The 17295-nt window shown below is 71.3% G+C and carries 18 protein-coding genes; 14 read left to right on the plus strand and 4 right to left on the minus strand.

The window, feature by feature from the left end; genetic code table 11:
• The first annotated feature begins 90 nt into the window (after nt 1–90).
• On the plus strand, nt 91–693 hold the full coding sequence (locus ACYUED_RS31235) for a TetR/AcrR family transcriptional regulator (protein WP_491287451.1): 603 nt from the start codon (nt 91–93) through the stop codon (nt 691–693).
• 80 nt (nt 694–773) lie between these two features.
• Here the strand turns inward: ACYUED_RS31235 and ACYUED_RS31240 are convergent, their stop codons facing one another.
• Nucleotides 774–1688, minus strand: a complete 915-nt coding sequence (locus tag ACYUED_RS31240) for an MFS transporter (protein WP_491287453.1) — start codon at nt 1686–1688, stop codon at nt 774–776.
• 40 nt (nt 1689–1728) lie between these two features.
• Here ACYUED_RS31240 and ACYUED_RS31245 point away from each other — a divergent pair, with 40 nt between their 5' ends.
• Nucleotides 1729–2610, plus strand: a complete 882-nt coding sequence (locus ACYUED_RS31245) for an aminotransferase-like domain-containing protein (protein ID WP_491287455.1) — start codon at nt 1729–1731, stop codon at nt 2608–2610.
• Between the two features lie 513 nt (nt 2611–3123).
• On the opposite strand, the gene ACYUED_RS31250 is transcribed toward ACYUED_RS31245, so the two are convergent.
• Nucleotides 3124–3681: a hypothetical protein gene (locus tag ACYUED_RS31250; protein WP_491287458.1), complete on the minus strand. Its 558-nt coding sequence runs from the start codon at nt 3679–3681 to the stop codon at nt 3124–3126.
• 195 nt (nt 3682–3876) lie between these two features.
• On the opposite strand from ACYUED_RS31250, the gene ACYUED_RS31255 reads away from it, so the two are divergent.
• On the plus strand, nt 3877–4560 hold the full coding sequence (locus ACYUED_RS31255; protein WP_491287460.1) for a TetR/AcrR family transcriptional regulator: 684 nt from the start codon (nt 3877–3879) through the stop codon (nt 4558–4560).
• 48 nt (nt 4561–4608) lie between these two features.
• Here the strand turns inward: ACYUED_RS31255 and ACYUED_RS31260 are convergent, their stop codons facing one another.
• The gene (locus ACYUED_RS31260; RefSeq protein ID WP_491287463.1) at nt 4609–5859 is read right to left on the minus strand and encodes a PucR family transcriptional regulator; all 1251 of its coding nucleotides are present in this window, start codon (nt 5857–5859) and stop codon (nt 4609–4611) included.
• A 127-nt stretch (nt 5860–5986) separates the two neighbouring features.
• Here ACYUED_RS31260 and ACYUED_RS31265 point away from each other — a divergent pair, with 127 nt between their 5' ends.
• The 5 genes from ACYUED_RS31265 (at nt 5987) to ACYUED_RS31285 (ending at nt 10430) form a co-directional block, all read left to right on the plus strand.
• Nucleotides 5987–6913, plus strand: coding sequence for a proline dehydrogenase family protein (locus ACYUED_RS31265; protein WP_491287465.1), 927 nt, complete (start codon nt 5987–5989; stop codon nt 6911–6913).
• Between the two features lie 252 nt (nt 6914–7165).
• Complete coding sequence (gene pruA, locus ACYUED_RS31270) at nt 7166–8797, plus strand: L-glutamate gamma-semialdehyde dehydrogenase (protein ID WP_491287468.1); 1632 nt, start codon at nt 7166–7168, stop codon at nt 8795–8797.
• A gap of 93 nt (nt 8798–8890) precedes the next feature.
• Nucleotides 8891–9754, plus strand: a complete 864-nt coding sequence (locus tag ACYUED_RS31275; protein WP_491287470.1) for an alpha/beta fold hydrolase — start codon at nt 8891–8893, stop codon at nt 9752–9754.
• Complete coding sequence (locus ACYUED_RS31280; RefSeq protein WP_491287472.1) at nt 9751–9942, plus strand: hypothetical protein; 192 nt, start codon at nt 9751–9753, stop codon at nt 9940–9942. Before ACYUED_RS31275 ends, ACYUED_RS31280 begins: the two co-directional genes overlap by 4 nt.
• A 356-nt stretch (nt 9943–10298) precedes the next feature.
• Nucleotides 10299–10430, plus strand: a complete 132-nt coding sequence (locus ACYUED_RS31285; protein ID WP_107056436.1) for a hypothetical protein — start codon at nt 10299–10301, stop codon at nt 10428–10430.
• A gap of 69 nt (nt 10431–10499) precedes the next feature.
• Here ACYUED_RS31285 and ACYUED_RS31290 read toward each other — a convergent pair whose 3' ends face one another.
• On the minus strand, nt 10500–12062 hold the full coding sequence (locus ACYUED_RS31290) for a purple acid phosphatase family protein (RefSeq protein ID WP_491287476.1): 1563 nt from the start codon (nt 12060–12062) through the stop codon (nt 10500–10502).
• Between the two features lie 143 nt (nt 12063–12205).
• Here ACYUED_RS31290 and ACYUED_RS31295 point away from each other — a divergent pair, with 143 nt between their 5' ends.
• The 6 genes from ACYUED_RS31295 (at nt 12206) to ACYUED_RS31320 (ending at nt 17288) form a co-directional block, all read left to right on the plus strand.
• Entirely contained in the window at nt 12206–13258 is a 1053-nt protein-coding gene (locus ACYUED_RS31295; protein ID WP_491287479.1) for a 3-isopropylmalate dehydrogenase, read from the plus strand.
• Between the two features lie 285 nt (nt 13259–13543).
• Nucleotides 13544–14650, plus strand: a complete 1107-nt coding sequence (locus ACYUED_RS31300) for a branched-chain amino acid aminotransferase (protein WP_491287480.1) — start codon at nt 13544–13546, stop codon at nt 14648–14650.
• A gap of 144 nt (nt 14651–14794) precedes the next feature.
• Entirely contained in the window at nt 14795–15223 is a 429-nt protein-coding gene (locus tag ACYUED_RS31305; RefSeq protein WP_491287482.1) for a hypothetical protein, read from the plus strand.
• Nucleotides 15224–15243: 20 nt separating this feature from the next.
• Nucleotides 15244–15741 carry a hypothetical protein gene (locus ACYUED_RS31310; protein WP_491287484.1) on the plus strand — a complete coding sequence of 166 codons (498 nt, stop codon included), beginning with the start codon at nt 15244–15246 and terminating at the stop codon, nt 15739–15741.
• On the plus strand, nt 15738–16349 hold the full coding sequence (locus tag ACYUED_RS31315) for a TetR/AcrR family transcriptional regulator (protein ID WP_491287486.1): 612 nt from the start codon (nt 15738–15740) through the stop codon (nt 16347–16349). Before ACYUED_RS31310 ends, ACYUED_RS31315 begins: the two co-directional genes overlap by 4 nt.
• 318 nt (nt 16350–16667) lie before the next feature.
• On the plus strand, nt 16668–17288 hold the full coding sequence (locus ACYUED_RS31320; RefSeq protein WP_491287488.1) for a TolB family protein: 621 nt from the start codon (nt 16668–16670) through the stop codon (nt 17286–17288).
• Nucleotides 17289–17295 lie beyond the last annotated feature (7 nt).

The raw sequence follows: 17295 nt of genomic DNA on the forward strand, positions 1-17295 counted from the left end.
ACTGTACGGGCGTCTTAAACGCTTGTCTAGAACGAATGTATAAGTCATTCGTCTAGGACGGTTGTATGGATCGGGGGTAGGGTTGCGGCCATGGGACATCGTGAGGATCTGCTCGAAGGCGCCAAGCGCTGCCTGCTGGGGAAGGGGTTCGTGCGCACGACCGCGCGCGACATCGTCAGGGAGTCGGGGACGAACCTGGCGTCGATCGGCTACCACTACGGGTCGAAGGACGCGCTGCTGGTGAAGGCGTACGTCTCGTTGATCGAGGGCCTCGGTGAGACATTCGACCCCGGCTGGGGTGCCGGCGACGTGACGACGCCCGCCAGGTCACTGGAGCGCTTCCAGGAGGTGTGGGCGAACATCATCCGCTCGCTGCCCGAGTCCCGTTCGGTCTGGATGCTGAGCCTGGAGATCATCGTCAACGGCGACCGCCTGCAGGACGTGCGCAAGCTGCTCGCCGAGGCGCAGGAGCAGGGCCGGTCGGGGATCGTGCCCATGTTCAACGGCATCCCCGAGGACCAGCTCGACAAGGAGACGGTCGACACCGAGGGCCGTTTCTACCAGACCCTCCTCAACGGCCTCATGGTCCAGTGGCTCTTCGACCCGGACTCGGCGACCGGCGCCGAACAGCTCACCGAGGGGCTGCGGCGGGTGCTCGCGGGCGTCGAGCTCGCGGAGGGGGAGACGGGCTGATACGCCCGTCCGGCATCTTGTGGGGGAGTTCGTTCGGCTACGCGGGCGACCGCAGCGTGATGGCAGTGGTTTCAGTCGTTTCAGTGACCCGGGTGGCGGAGGTCGCGCAGGGCCGGTGCCAGGGCGCCCAGCATCAGTACCGCCGTCACCGCGAAGGCCCAGGGGTAGCCGGTCAGCCCCGCGAGGACGCCGAATCCTGCGGCGCCGACGCCCATTCCGCCGTCGTAGGCGAGGTTCCACAGGGCGCTGACCGTGCCGTAGGAGGAGGCGGAGACCCGTGCGTACATCAGCGTCAGGGTGGCGTTCTGGGCGATGCCGAAACCGGCCCCGAACAGGGCGGTTCCCGCCACGACGGCGAGCGCGCTCCCGGTCGCGGCGATGACCGGCACGCCCGCCGCGGACAGCAGCAGGCCGGGGAGGACGAGCCGGGCGCTGCCGTGCCGGTCGCCGTACCGCCCGGCCACCCAGCGGGACACGGTCGCGGCGGCCGTCTGCACGAACAGGGCCACGGTGACCACTCCCGCCGACGCCGAAGGCACGGCCAGAGGCAGGAAGGTGACGAGGATGCCCGCGGCCGTCGCGGTGGCTGCGAACACGACGACGGGCCGCAGCAGGGCGCCCGTGCGCAGTCCGCGGAGCACGCCCACCGACTCCTCCGACCGCGCCTGACGGTCAGGCAGTCCGAGCACCGAGAGGATCGCGGCCAGCGCCGCCACGCCCGCGGCCACGGCGACGGGCCCGTACCCCACCCGCCCGACCAGCCACAGCCCCAGAGGCAGCGCGATCAGCGACGGAACCGCGGAGACCACTCCCACCACCGCCAGGCCCTCGCCCCGCCGCTCGGCCGGGATCAGCGACGCGGTCAGGGCGCCGCCCGCGACGATCGTGAGCGCGAAGCCCAGGCCGCGCACCAGGCACACCGCCACCATCCACGCCATGCTCCCGGAGACCGTCAGCACCATCGCAGGGGCGCCGAGCAGGAACAGCCCGGCCATCAGGGTCGCCCGGTATCCGTGACGCGCGACGAGCCGGGGAGTGATCAGTTCGCCGAGGACCGTGGGCCTCGCCCTGCGTGCCCTCGCCCGTGCGGGAGCGCGGGTCGTGGCCTACGAGGATCCGGGCGGGCCGGCCACCGCGACGGCGGCCGCCGAGGCGGCGGGGCTGACGGCCGTCCCGGTACCGGTCGACGAGGACGGCGTCGACGTACGGGCGTTGGACGCCACCGGCGCCCGGGCCGTGATCGTCACACCGGCCCACCAGTGGCCGACCGGTGTCGTACGGGCGGCCGCCCGTCGCCACGCGCTGATCGAGTGGGCCGAGCGCCGGGACGCGTACGTCATCGAGGACGACTACGACGCCGAGTTCCGCTACGACCGTGAACCCGTCGGGGCACTCCAGGGCCTCGCCGCCGACCGCGTGATCTCCGTCGGCACGGTCAGCAAGTCCCTCGCGCCCACCCTGCGCCTGGGCTGGCTGCTGTGCCCGCAGGCGCTCACCGAGTCGCTCACCGACCTCAAACGCATCGCCGACCGCGGCTCGCCCTCCCTCGACCAGCTCGCCCTCGCCCGCCTGATCGAGTCCGGCCGCTACGACCGCCATCTGCGCCGCATGCGCACGACGTACGAGGCCCGTCGCACCGCCCTGGTGGAGTCCCTGGCCCGGCACGCGCCGTCCGTACGGCTGTCGGGCCTGGCGGCGGGATTCCACGCGGTGGCGCATCTGCCGTCCGGCGTCGAGGAAAGGGCCGTCGTGGCCGAGGCCCGCGACCGTGGGGTGGGCCTGTACGGCATGAGCGCGTGCCGGGCGTCGGGGGCCACGTCCCCGGCCCAGCTCATCATGGGATTCGGTGATGCGACGGAGCGGGCGATCGCGGAGGGCGTGGCGGCCGTCGCGGACGTCCTCGGCGGTCGTGACTGAGGCTCCGCCGCGGCGCCGTGGGCGAGGGGGGTGACCTGGCCGTCCGTGACGGCGGTGCAGGTCCGGCCTGCCGCGACGGCTGAGGCGAGAGCACGGCGGGTGGTCTCCGGCAGGTGACGCGGTCGGCGGCGCCGTTGTCGAGGAGGGTGCGGATCGCGGGGCAGGGGACGCCGGTGCCGTAGCGGCCGGTCATGGCCCGGGCCGCCTCCCCCGGGGGAGGCGCAGCCGCTCGCGACCAGCGCGAGCAGCCGGACCGGGTCGGTGGAGATGCCCTCGGCGACGCCGAAGCCATGGGTGCCGGCCGTGTCAATGCGATCGACGCCGAGCCCCACCGTCCGCCGGGCCGGCCGGATCGAGTGGTCCCAGCCCTTCGGCGGCCTCCGGATCCCTGGCCCGGCCGGCCTCATGGCGCCGAACGCCATCCGCCGCACCGGCCTGTCGCCGGGCCGGACCCTGTCGGGCACGCCCGACTCACGCGCCGCGTCCGGTCTCCGCGACCTCGGTGGACACGGTTCAGCCCCTGGAGGGCGAGCGGGACAGGCGGATCGCCGAGACGAGGAAGAAGATCCCTCCGAGCGCCGCGTAGCCGGCGAGGGCGCTCAGCGAGGGGTCGTCCTGTGAGGCGCTTCGGATGAAGGACGCTCCGGCCAGTACCGAGATGCCGCCGCTGACGATCATGGCCCACTGGCCGCCCATCGGTCGGCGGGCGAGGCCTACGAGGAGCTGGACCAGGCCGGAGACGACCGCCCACGCGCCCCAGACGCGCAGCACGTCGGCGACACCCGAGGTACTGGCGACCGCGACGCCGAGGGCGGCGAGCGTGCTGACGGCCATGTTCGCGTACAGGCCCTTGACCGGCCCGGCGGCGCGCGCCGACCTGACGTCGACGACCGCCGCGGCCACGTCGAAGGCGGGATAGAGGAACAGCAGCAGCTTGGCCCCGGTGGTGAGGTCGGAACCGGACACCAGCAGGAGCGCCGCCCACGCGGCGGCGAAGGCGAAGCGGATGACGTACAGCCGGCGCAGGGCGGGTGTGGCGCCGACGTGCTCGGCGGAGGCGACGGATGCCATGGGGTTCTCCAGTGAGTACGGGGGAGGGCTACGGGACGGGTTCGGGCCGGGTGCGGGACGGGTTCGGCCTCGAAGTAGAGAGAACGATCTCTCTGCTTTCTTGTCCGCAGCTTGGCACACTCGATGCCCATTGAACAAGAGGGAACGTTCTACATTGGCAATAGAGAGATCGTTCTATCTGTTACGGTGGGCGATATGACGCAGACGGAAGCCGGTACCGGCAGGAGAGTTTCCGAGGCCCGAGAGCGGCTCCTGAGGACCGCCGGGCAGCTCTTCTACGCCGAGGGCATCCATACGGTGGGCGTCGACCGACTGGTCGCCGAGGCGAAGGTCACCAACGCCACCTTCTACCGCCACTTCCGTAGCAAGGAAGACCTGGCGGTCGCCTACATCGGAAGCGTCGACCAGGTGGTCCGCACCCGGATCGGCTCCCTGATGGCCGCGGACGCGCCGACCGACGGCGTCCTGCGGGGCATCGGTGCGTCCCTGGTCGAGCAGATCCGCTCGCCCGGCTACCGCGGATGCGCCTTCCTCAACGCGGCAGCGGAATTCCCCGCTCCCGACCACCCGGTCCACCGGGCCGTCGTGCAGCACCGCGAGTGGTTCCTGCAGACGATCACCGGACTGTTCGCCGAGATCACGGACGCGTCCGCCGAGTACGCCGGGCGGCACTTCGTCATGCTCCGCGACGGCGCGATGAGCGCCGGCTACCTCGGTGACCCCGTCCTGGCCGGAGCGACCCTGCTGCGCGGCATCGACGGACTGCTGCGGGTCCACGCCGCCCGTGGGCTCGACGAGGGCGCCGCCCCCGCGCCCGACCAGGCGCCTTCGACGGCCACGGCGGCCACCGACATCGACTGCTCACCGCCCGGCGCGTAGCGGTCGGGGCGCGACCCGCCGCGTTCAGTGCCGGATCGCGGACAGCCTCTACAACCGCGCCCCCTTCAACGCCATGTGCAGCAGCAGCCGGTCCTCGCCGTCGTCCAGGTCGAGGCCCGTCAGCTGTTCCACCCGGGAGAGGCGGTAGTAGAGGGTCTGGCGGTGGATGCCCAGCTCGGCCGCGGTGCGGCCGGCCTGGCCCGCGCAGTCGAGGTAGATCTCGGCGGTGCGGGCCAGTTCGTGGTGGGCGGGGGAGAGGAGGGCGCCGACCACCGGATCGTGGGCCACCTCCGGCGGCAGCGAGGTCAGCAGGCGGAACGGGCCGATGCGCGCCCACTCGGCGACGGGACCGAGCCGGGGCTCCGCCAGCGCGGCCCGCGCCGCCGCGGAGGCCTCCCGCCAGGCCGCAGCGAGTTCCCCGAGACCGGCGCGCGCGGCGGCGATCCCGGACGCCGCGGCGGCGCCGCCCTCCAGTTGCCGCGCCCGCTCCAGCAGCCGCCCCGCCGCCGAGGTCGCCGGTGCCAGCACGTCCGCCGAGCGCAGCCGCACCAGCAGGGCGAGCGACTGGGACTCCCCCCCTGCCTCAAGGGCGTGGGAGGTACCCCCACCGCCCCACGGCACCGTGCACCACGCCGTCGCACCCGGCACCGTACGGACCGAAGGTGCGTCGTCGGGGTCGGCCGACGGCCAGGGGGTCACGCAGACCACCGTGTGCGGGCCGTCCGCCCGCGACCCGAGCGCCGTGCGCAGCTCCGCCACCGCCATGTCCTGCGGCCAGCCGCGTTCGGCGGTGAGCACCGCCCGCAGCTCCCGGGTGAGGTCGGCGCCGTGCTGCGCCTCGTCCGCGAGCAGGGCGCCGATGCGGACCGTCACGTCCATGGCCGCGGTCAACTGCCGTTCGGTGGGGCCGGGGTCGAAGTCCAGCAGCCAGACATAGCCCAGGACGACCCCCCGATGGCGAACGGGCAGGCAGACGCGTCCCCGGTACACGCCCGCCTCGGGCGTCGGCGGGATGCGGACCGGGCCCGTCGCCCGGGTGATGCCGAAACCCTCGAACCAGGAGCGGACGGTGGACGTCGAGCGCCGCGTCAGGATCGAGCGGGTGCGGACCGGGTCCAGGGCCGAGGCGTCGAGGTCGCCCTCACTGTCGTACGCACCGAAGGCGATCAGCTCGAAGTCCCGGTTCTCCAGGGTCGCGGGGGCGCCCAGGAACTCCGAGATCTCGTCGACCAGCTCCTGGTAGTCACCTGCGCGGTGGGAAGATGCAGCATCGCCCGTCACTCGGGCATTCTCTCGCATTTCCACGTCCCTTCATACATCTGTCTGAGATCTGCGGCACGGATGCGTGACAGCTGTCGATGGTCGACGATCGAAGGGATCCCTAAGTTTCACGGTGGTTCTATCTGCTGGTCTGTGGAGGTGCCCCGTGCTGGGTCCCATGATTCTTGCCGCGTCGCGCAGCGACCGGATGCGACGTCTGATCTCGGCGGCCCCGGTGACCAAGCAGGTCGTCGACCGCTTCATCCCCGGTGAGACCGCGGACACCGTCGTGCCGATCATCGAGGACCTCACCGGCCGGGGTCTGGAGCTGACGATGGACGTCGTCGGTGAGGACATCACCACCCCCGAGCAGGCGGCCGTGGCCCGTGACGCGTATCTGGCGCTGACCGGGCGGCTGCGCGACCTCGGCCTGGGCGAGCGGGTCGAGATGTCCGTCAAGCTGTCCATGTTCGGCCAGGCGCTGGACGGTGGCCACGAGCTGGCCCTCGCCAACGTCCGGCCCGTCGTCGAGGCCGCAGCCGCCATCGGTACGACGGTCACGCTCGACGCCGAGGACCACACCACCCTCGACTCGATGTTCGCCATCCACGAGGAGCTGCGGAAGGACTTCCCGCAGACCGGCTGCGTCATCCAGGCGTATCTGTTCCGCACCGAGTCCGACGCCCGCCGCCTCGCCGCGAGCGGCAGCCGGGTACGGCTCGTGAAGGGCGCGTACAAGGAGCCCGCCGAGGTCGCCTACCAGCAGAAGCACGAGATCGACAAGGCGTACGTCCGGGTCATGAGGACTCTGATGGAGGGCGAGGGGTATCCGATGATCGGGTCCCACGACCCGCGTCTCATCTCCATCGCGCAGGAACTCGCCCGCAAGGCCGGGCGCAAGCTCGACGAGTACGAGTTCCAGATGCTGTACGGGATCAGGAGCGACGAGCACCTGCGGCTGGCCGCCGAGGGTCACCGCATGCGCGTCTACACCGCCTACGGCACCGACTGGTACGGCTACTTCATGCGGCGCCTGGCGGAGAAGCCCGCCAACCTGCGATTTTTCGTCCGCTCGATGATCAGCAAGGGGTGATGCGCCGGATGAGCCGCGACTGTTGGTCCCCAAGGCGATTCGGAGACCAACAGCCGCCGCCCCGCGGCCGGCTGAGCCGGACCCAGATCCGTGGAAAGGAGTTACGGATCCCGTGACTCCGCCCCCGAGGGGGCGTCTCGCGGGCTCGCTACAGCGAGTCCGCGACGGTCAAGCCCTGACCGCTGCTCACCATACGCAAGCGCTTCAGCTCCCTCGGGCTGGAGCCCGGGAATCACTCGGAAGAGGTAACCGATGGACGCTGTGACCCAGGTCCCCACCCCCGTCAACGAGCCGGTGCACGGCTATGCCCCCGGCTCGCCCGAGCGCGCCCGGCTCGAGGCCAGGCTGAAGGAGCTGGCCGAGAACCCGGTCGACCTGCCGATGACGATCGGCGGCGAGAAGCGGATGGGCGGCGGCGAGCGCTTCGACGTCGTGCAGCCGCACCACCACAAGGCCCGTCTGGGCACGTACGCCAACGCGACCCAGCAGGACGCCCAGGACGCCGTCGACGCGGCCCTCGCCGCCGCGCCCGCCTGGCGTGCGATGGCCTTCGACGACCGCGCCGCGATCATCCTGCGCGCGGCCGAGCTGCTGTCCGGCCCGTGGCGCGAGACCCTCGCCGCCTCCACCATGCTCGGCCAGTCGAAGACCGCCCAGCAGGCCGAGATCGACTGTCCCTGCGAGCTGATCGACTTCTGGCGCTTCAACGTCGCCTACGCCCGCGAGATCCTGGCCGAGCAGCCCCCGGCCAACTCCACGGGCGTCTGGAACCGTCTGGACCACCGCCCGCTGGAGGGCTTCGTCTACGCGATCACGCCGTTCAACTTCAGCGCGATCGCCGGCAATCTGCCCACCGCCCCCGCGCTCATGGGCAACGTCGTGGTCTGGAAGCCGTCCCCGACCCAGACCCACGCGGCCGTCCTGCTGATGCAGCTGCTGGAGGAGGCGGGTCTGCCCAAGGGCGTCATCAACCTCGTCACCGGCGACGGCATCGAGGTCTCCAAGGTGGCCCTGGAGCACAGGGACCTCGCCGGCATCCACTTCACCGGCTCGACCAAGACCTTCCAGTACCTGTGGAAGACGGTCGGCAACAACATCGAGAAGTACCGCACCTACCCGCGGATGGTCGGCGAGACCGGCGGCAAGGACTTCCTGGTCGCCCACCCGAGCGCCGACCGCGCGGTCCTCAAGACCGCCCTGACCCGCGGTGCCTTCGAGTACCAGGGCCAGAAGTGCAGCGCGACCTCCCGCGCCTACATCCCGGCGTCCATCTGGAACTCCGGCTTCAAGGAGGAGTTCGCCGCCGAGGTCGACCACCTGACCATGGGCGACGTGACCGACCTCGCCAACTTCATGGGCGCCGTCATCGACGACCGCTCCTTCGCCAAGAACAAGGCCGCGATCGACCGGGCCGAGCAGGACCCGTCCTGCACGATCGTCGCGGGCGGCTCCTACGACGACTCGGTCGGCTACTTCGTCCGCCCGACCGTCGTCGAGTGCAGCGACCCGGCCAACGAGGTCTTCCGCACGGAGTACTTCGGCCCCTTCCTCGCCGTGCACGTCTACGAGGACGACAAGTACGAGGAGATGCTGACCCAGATGGAGTCGGTGTCCGACTACGCGCTGACGGGCTCGGTGGTCTCGGGCGACCGTGCCGCCGCCGCGTACACGATGGAGAAGCTGCGCTACGCGGCCGGCAACTTCTACATCAACGACAAGTCCACCGGCGCCGTCGTCGGCCAGCAGCCCTTCGGCGGCGGCCGCGCCTCCGGCACCAACGACAAGGCCGGCGCCCCGCAGAACCTGCAGCGCTGGACCCTGACCCGCGCCATCAAGGAGACGCTGGTCCCGCCGACCGACTACACGTACCCGCACATGGGCTGACGTCCGGTCGTCCTGCTCCTGCGGTGACGGGCCGGGAAGCCGATCTTCGGTTTCCCGGCCCGTCGGCCTGTCCGCACGCATCACACTGGCCTCATGGACGACATGGACGACATGGCGACCGTCACGGCCGACGACGGCGTACGGCTGTGGGCCGTGCGGTCGGGGCAGGGCGAGCCGTTGGTGCTGTGCCACGGCGGGCCGGGGCTGTGGGACATGTTCGGGGACGTGGCCGGGCTGCTGGCCGGCGTGACCCCGGTCGTCCGCTGGGACCAGCGCGGGTCGGGGCGGTCGCAGCGGTGCGCCGGACCGTGGACGACCGACCGTTTCGTGGCCGATCTGGACGCCGTACGACGCCACTTCGGGCTGGAGCGGATGGCGCTGCTCGGTCACTCCTGGGGCGCGCAACTGGCGTTGAGCTACGCGTTGGCGCATCCGGAGCGGGTGCGGGCGCTGGTGTATGTGGCCGGTACCGGCATAGGCCCCACCACCGACTGGCACGACGCCTACCGGAGGAATTTCCTCGCCCGGCTCGGCGATCACCCCGAACGACTCGCCCGCTGGCGGGAGTTGACGGACCGTACGCAACGCTCGGAGGACGCGGAGCGCGAGCGGGCGGTGCTTCAGTGGTCGGTCGAGTTCGAGGACCGGGAGGGGGCGCTGGAGCCGGCCGGACGCCTGGCCGACCCCTGGTTCGGGATCAACCACGCATGCAACAGGGCCCTCAACGACGAGACCGAACGCACGTGGGGCACACCCGAGTTGTACGCGGCCTGCGCGGCCCTCGACGTGCCCGTCCTGATCGTCGACGGCGCCCGGGACATCCGCCCGCGCTCGGCGGTGGACTCGCTGGAGCGGGCGCTGCCGCGGGTGCGGCGAGTGGTGCTTCCCCGGGCCGGCCACCTGCCGTGGGCCGAGGACCCCGAGGGCTTCCGCGACGCGGTGGGGGAGGCACTGTGAACGCCGCGGACCACGTGGTCGCACGCCGGATGGACCGGGTGGGCGGGCACGACCGTATCCCCGCGGACGCCGGACAGGTGCGAAGGCTGGTGCCCGACCGGGAGGTTCTGGAGGGGGCGGGGTTCGAGTTCGTCGGGACGTTCGGCTTTCCGCTCCTCACCCAGCGACCCCGCAGGCCGCGAGGCTGACCTGCGGCGGTCGCGGAGCGGCCACGACAGCCTCACCGGGACCATCGACACCCCCTGCGAACGCGGTCGTGCGCCTGGTCAGCGCCGGACGGGAAGCTGCCGGCCGAGGAAGTCACCCCAGGTCAGAGCGGTGTGATCCATTCGCCGTCTCAGATAGTAGGAAGTCCGAGTAATTGTGGAGACAGACTCGGGTCGCTCCCTTACTTTTGTAGGAGCCGAACGTCTCGCTCGACCAAGCGAATGGCGGTCGTGAGCCGGGCCCCGTGCAGGCAACCCCTGCGGCACCGCTCTCCCGCCCCATCCGGCGTCTCGTAACCCCTTTCCGCACTCCAGGATGTCGAAGGAGTCGATTTCCCATGGCCGAGACGACCGCCCGCCGCCGAGTCCGTCACATTTCCCGCACGAGCGAGTCCGACCGAAAGAACGCCGCAGCCGCCCTCCAGCGCGCCCTGGACCGCAGGGACAACGGCGGTTCGACCGGCCACTGAGCCGGGAACCACCCACAGACCGGGAACCCATGGGCCGGGAGCCGCACCCGCCCGAGGTGCGGCGCGAGCTCACGCTCCGCGCCGCACCTCGAAGTGGTCGATGCGCCTGCCGTCGTCCGTCAGCGCCGACACTTTGAGCGCCGGCCGGGGGCCGCTGTGCGCCTCCACCGAGAGCAGCGAGAAACCCCGGTAGCGCACCCGCGACCACTCCACGGTCTCCGTCTCGGAGGCCTTCGCCTTCGTCCACTGGAAGGTGGCGACGGAGTCGTGGTGCGTGACGTGTCCCTCGTAGCTCTCCTTCACGCCCGCCGGGAAGCCGTACAGGTCACGGCCGCCGCCGCCCGCCGTGACGTACACGGTTCCGTCGCGCGTCGGATCGGTCGACGCGCCGATGGGTACGGGCCTGCCGACCCCGCCGTCCTTGACGGCGTCGGTCCGCTCGTAGACATGGTTGTGGCCGTTGATCACCAGGTCCACCTGGTGCTTGGCGAACAGCGGCAGCCACTCGGCGCGCACCCCGCCGTCGGAGGCGTGCGCGGAGGTCGAGTAGGCGCAGTGGTGGAAGAAGACGACGACGAAGTCGACGTCCTTCGCCGCTCGCAGCTGGGCCAGCTTCCGGTCCAGCCACTTCGTCTGCTGCCCGCCCGAGTAGCCGAAGTTGGCGGGGATCTCGTACGACACGTCGTTCGCGTCCAGCGCCACGAAGCCGACGTTGCCGTACGTGAACGCGTACACGCCCGGCGCCGCCCGTGCGTCGAAGCCGCTGTCCGGGAGGGACCAGCGGGCCAGCTGGCCGCCGTAGCCCTCCGGCGAGTACCAGGCCTCCATGTCGTGGTTGCCGGTCGTCACCATCCACGGCACCGACCTCGCCACCGGCTCGTTCTGCTTGAGGAACAGGTCCCAGAACGCCGGGTCGTAGCCGTCCGACTTCTTGCCCTGGCCGTTGGTGTCGGCGTAGCAGATGTCGCCCGCGTGCAGGTGGAAGGCGGGATTCTGGCGCAGGATCACATGGTCGTTGGCGGCCGCGGCCTGGCTGACGCCCTGGTCGCCGAAGGCCGTGAACACGAAGGAGCGCGGGGTCGCGGGGGCCGTGCGGAAGGAGCTGATGGTCGAGCGGTGGGCCGGGGCCGCCGGGTCGAAGCCCTCGTGGCCGACGCCGTAGTAGTACGTCGTGCCGGGGTGCAGCCCGTCCAGGGCCGCGTGCAGGTAGTACTGCTCCAGCGCCGAGCGCACACCCGTCACACCCGGCGTGTGCAGGTCACGGACCTCGGCCTCGATCTTCCGGCTCAGCTCGTCGGGCTTCGTGCCGATCCGGACGTACGGCTTCCGCACCGCGAGCGGCACCTGCCAGGAGACGCGCATCTGCGTCTTCGGGTCGGCGCCGAAGGAGAGATGGCGCCCGAAGGGGGAGAGAACCGAACCGTGGACCTCCGAGGCCGCGGGGGAGGGGGTCGTCCTGCTCGACGATCCCGAGCCGCCGCCGCACCCCGTCAGCAGCCCGCCCGCCGCCATCGCGCCCGCCGTCACCAGCGTGCGGCGCCGGGGCAGCTTCGTGCGCAGGTACTCGTGCTGCTCGGCCATGCTCATCCGGCGTGCGAGCTGCGGGGGGATTCCGAAGTCGGGGAGGTCCATGGAAGGGAAGTTCCCAGCGAATCCCAACGCCCGCCATACACAGGGGTGAACGGGTGGCAACTTATTGACTTCGCCACCCGCCGGAGTGTCCGAATCGCGGACACCTCGTGTCATCCCATGGGACGCGGAGTAGGGTGCTGCGCATGTCGGCAAGCTCTCGCACCCTCAATCTCGCAGTGATTCCCGGTGACGGCATCGGCCAGGAGGTCGTGGCCGAGGGTCTCAAGGTCCTCTCCGCCGTCCTCCCGCAGGATGTGAAGCTGGAGACCAAGGAGTACGACTTCGGCGCCCAGCGCTACCACGCCACCGGTGAGACCCTCACCGAGGCCGACCTCGACGCCCTGAAGAAGCACGACGCCATTCTGCTCGGCGCGATCGGCGACCCGTCGGTTCCGTCCGGCGTCCTGGAGCGCGGCTTCCTGCTCAAGCTCCGTTTCGCCTTCGACCACCACGTCAACCTGCGTCCGTCGAAGCTGCTCCCCGGCGTGGCCACCCCGCTCGCCGGTGAGCCGAGCATCGACTTCGTCGTGGTCCGCGAGGGCACCGAGGGCCCGTACACGGGCAACGGCGGCACCATCCGCAAGGGCACCGAGCACGAGGTCGCCACCGAGGTCTCGGTGAACACGGCCTTCGGAGTGGAGCGCGTGGTCCGTGACGCCTTCGCCCGTGCCCAGGCCCGCCCGCGCAAGAAGCTCGCCCTGATCCACAAGAACAACGTGCTGACCTTCGCGGGTCACCTGTGGACCAACATCTTCAACAAGGTGGCCGCGGAGTTCCCGGAGGTCACCACCGAGTACATGCACGTGGACGCGGCGACCATCTACCTGGTCACGCAGCCCGAGCGGTTCGACGTGATCGTCACCGACAACCTCTTCGGCGACATCATCACCGACCTCGCCGCGGCCGTCTCCGGCGGCATCGGCGTCGCCGCGAGCGGGAACATCAACCCGTCCGGCGAGTTCCCGTCGATGTTCGAGCCCGTGCACGGCTCGGCCCCCGACATCGCCGGTCAGGGCAAGGCCGACCCCTCCGCCACCGTCCTGTCCGTCGCCCTGCTCCTGCGCCACCTCGGCTACGAGGCCGAGGCCGCCCGCATCGACGAGGCGGTCTCCGCCGACCTCGCGGAGCGCACCGGCAAGCCGGCCCGCAGCACCGCCGAGATCGGCGACGCGCTGGCCGTACGAGTAGCCGGCTGACCCGCCGCGCCCCTCGAACCTTTCGAAGCCGCCGGGTCACACCGCACCCGGCGGCTTTCGCTATGTCCCCGCCGGGTGCCACCATCATCCCCAGGGCCGCATTCACGCCATTTCTCCCCCACAGCCTCAAGGACGTGGGTGGTACCCCCAACGGACCCCGGCTTGCGATAATCGAACGCGGAGCCGCGGAATGAGGGAAAGCTCGGACGTCCCAGCACTGGCCACTGACAGTAGCGAGGCGTGAGCGCGGCCCGTCACTACACAACCGGTGAAGGACAACCACTCATGACGACGCCCACGATCGAGCTCAAGCCCTCGGCCTCGCCACTCTCCGACGCGGAGCGCGAGGCGATCCTGGCGAACCCCGGGTTCGGCCGCCACTTCACCGACCACATGGTGACGATCAAGTGGACCGAGGGCCGCGGCTGGCACGACGGCCAGCTCGTCCCGTACGCCCCGATCTCCCTCGACCCCGCCACGATGGTCCTGCACTACGCGCAGGAGATCTTCGAGGGTCTCAAGGCCTACCGTCAGCCCGACGGCACCGTCGCCAGCTTCCGCCCGGAGAAGAACGCCGAGCGCTTCCAGCGCTCCGCGCACCGCCTGGGCATGCCCGAGCTGCCGGTCGAGACGTTCATCGAGGCCTGCGACGTCCTGGTCCAGCAGGACAGGGCCTGGGTCCCGGCGCACGGCGGCGAGGAGTCCCTCTACCTCCGCCCCTTCATGATCGCGACCGAGGTCGGCCTGGGCGTGAAGCCCGCCAACGAGTACCTCTTCCTCGTCATCGCGTCCCCTGCCGGCGCCTACTTCCCCGGTGGGGTCAAGCCGGTCTCCATCTGGCTCTCCGAGGACCGCGTCCGCGCCGTCCCCGGCGGCATGGGCGACGCCAAGACCGGCGGCAACTACGCCGCCTCCCTCCTCGCCCAGGCCGAGGCCGCCGCCAAGGGCTGCGACCAGGTCTGCTACCTCGACGCGGTCGAGCACAAGTGGGTCGAGGAGCTCGGCGGCATGAACCTGTACTTCGTGTACGGCGCTGCGTCCAATGAGAAGCCGGTGATCATCACGCCGAGCCTGACCGGCTCCATCCTGGAAGGCGTCACCCGCGACAGCCTCCTCACCGTCGCCCGCGACCTCGGCTACGCCTCCGAGGAGGGCCGCGTCTCCATCGAGCAGTGGCAGCGCGACGCCGAGAACGGCACCCTCACCGAGGTCTTCGCCTGCGGCACGGCGGCGGTCATCACTCCCGTCGGCACGGTCAAGCGCGAGAACACCGAGTGGCAGCAGTCCGGCGGCGAGCCGGGCGAGGTCACCGTCAGGCTGCGCGAGGCACTGCTGGACATCCAGCGGGGCACGGCGCAGGACGAGCACGGCTGGATGCACCCCCTCGGATGAGCCCAACCTCCCTACCGCGGCCGGTAGTTCGTTCGACGCGTAGCGCCTCCCCTCGCGGGTATCCACTGATTCCGCGGGGGGAGCGTGCTCTGCGGTGCGCGGATTCGGCCGGGGGAGGGAGCACGGGTGAGCGGGCGGACGCCGATGACGAGGCCGGGTTGGTGGCTCCGTACGCTACGCATCCCGCGCCGTCCCCAGAGCCTCCCGGTGCTCGCCCACCGCGACGCCCACGCCCGTGTCTCCGGCCCCGCGCGTACCGTACGCGGCCCGGTGATGTCGGCGATGCCCGGCAAGGTCCGCGTGGACGGCGTCGCCGAGGTGGCCGGCGAGAAGCTCTTCGTCCTCCACCTGAGCCGGGCCCGCACCCTGACCTCGTCGGACCACCCGTTCTTCGCGGCGTACGACGAGGGCGCGACGTGGTTCACGGCCCTGAAGCCGGCGTTCGGGGCCGGCGAGTTCCCGCCGGGGCCGGAGGGGGCTGATCTGTGCCCGGCGGTTGTGCGGGCCTGCTGGGGGCTGCCGCCCCCGGGACTCCGCTGTCGGCCTGAACGGCCCAGCGGCAGCCGAGGGTGACGGTCAGGTAGAACGTACGGGTGAATGTGCTGATGTGCGCCACCTGCGGAACACGGCTGACCGAGCCGTTGCGCCTCCTGCCCGAGGTACCGCCCCGCCCGGAGTACGACGGGCGGAAGAGCCCCGACGGGTCCCGACGCGCCCCGTCGACCGTGCCGCGAGGCGCGTACGCGGTGGACCCGGAGCCGTGCGGGGCGCCGTACGTGCCGCATCCCGATCCCGAATGGTGCGGCGCCGCCCACCCGGGTGACATCTGCATGGGGGACCCCGACGGGCAGGGGTGCCTGATGTCCGCCGGGCCGCGCGACACCCTGGTGGTCCACCCCGAGGACACGCGCGGCCGGCTGTCCGCCCACCCCGCCCTGGAGGAGATCGGGTGCTGCGGTGTGCCCGGGCGCGAGGGGCCCAACGAGGTGTGCGCGGGCTGCGGCGCGGTGGCTGCGACGCGGTTCGCCGACTGCACGGGCCCGTACGAGACGCACTTCCTGCCCGACGCGGTACGGGTGGCCGCGGCATGAGCCCGACGCCCTCCCGCCGCCGCACCCCCGCCCCGCCCCGCGAGGACGTGCTCTCCGCGGCCATGGAGATGATCGCCGAGCGCGGTCTGGAGAAGCTCACCATGGCGGCGCTCGGCCGCGAGGTCGGCATGAGCAGCGGCCACCTGCTCTACTACTTCCACTCCAAGGACGAACTGCTGCTGCAGACCCTGGAGTGGAGCGAGGGCCGGCTGGGCGCCGAGCGCGGATGGCTGCTGGGCCGCCCGGGCACGGCCCGCGAGCGACTCGACGCGTACATCGACCTCTATGTCCCCGACGGTCACCGGGACCCGCACTGGACGCTCTGGCTGGAGGTCTGGAACCGCTCGCAGAACGCCGACGACGACGCCCGCGACCGCCAGGCCGCGATCGAGGGCGCCTGGCACCGGGACCTGGTGGCCCTGATCGCCGAGGGGGTGTCGCGGGGGGAGTTCCGCCGCGTCGACCCCGACCGGTGCGCGACCCGTCTGCGTGCCCTGCTGGACGGCTTCTCCCTGCACGTGGCCGTCGGGCTGCGGGGCTGGGACCGGGTGCAAGTTCTCGGCCACGTACGGGAGTTCGTGGAGGAGGGACTCCTCGCGGACGCGTGACCTCGCGCCCGCGTTGTACGCAATAAGGCCGATTGACCCTGTGGTCGCTGGTGCGTTTGTCTCGAAGGGAGCCCTCGGCACGGGGCCGGGGGAAGTGCGCCATCGGGGGCCTCGGGATCACAGGGGGATACATGTCCAGAGCCGCCTTACGACCGTCGGGCGCGGCCCTGCCGCTCGCCCGCACCGGAACGACTGCGTGCAGGGCATGCTGATGTCCCGCGCATCAAGAGCCGTGCTGGGCACGGCAGTTGCCGTCGCCCTCGCCTGGACGTCCACGGCCGCGGCAAGGCCGGCCCCGGGCAGTCGGATACCGGGCACGTGGGCGCGGCCTCGGGTACCGGGCGCGTCAGCACGGCCGCCGACGGCACCCAGGCGGACGGACCGTCGGACGACGCCGCGATCAGCGCCGACGGCCGCCACGTCGCGTTCACGTCCGCCGCGCCGAGCTTCGGCTGCGCGCACGTCACCCCGTGCCTGCTCGTGAAGGACCTGGCTGACGGCGGGGTCGCCAGGATCGACCTCGGCAGTGGCTACATCTACGGCTCGCCGACACCGAGCGCCGACGGGAGCCGTATCGGCTACTCCGCGGGCACCCGGTTCCTGGCCCCGTACCTGTACGACCGCGCCACCGGCCGCTCGGAGCGGCTGTGGCCCGAGAACCCGCCCGGTTTCAACGAGCTGGGCCACATCGAGTCGATCAGCCCGGACGGTACGCATGTCGCGTACACCTCGGGCGGTGCCGTATACCTGTTCGAACTCGCCACCGGAAAGCGGCAGTTGATCAGCGTCGACCGCTGGGGCGGCCGCAACGACCTCCCGGCCGGGCACCCCTGTGTCAACGCCGACGGCACGGTCGTCGCGTTCGAGTCGGCATCACCCGATCTGGTGGAGGGGGACACCAACGGGGTGTCGGACGTCTTCCTGCGGACAGTGCAGTGACAAGCAG

Source organism: Streptomyces sp. DF42 (assembly GCF_058267695.1).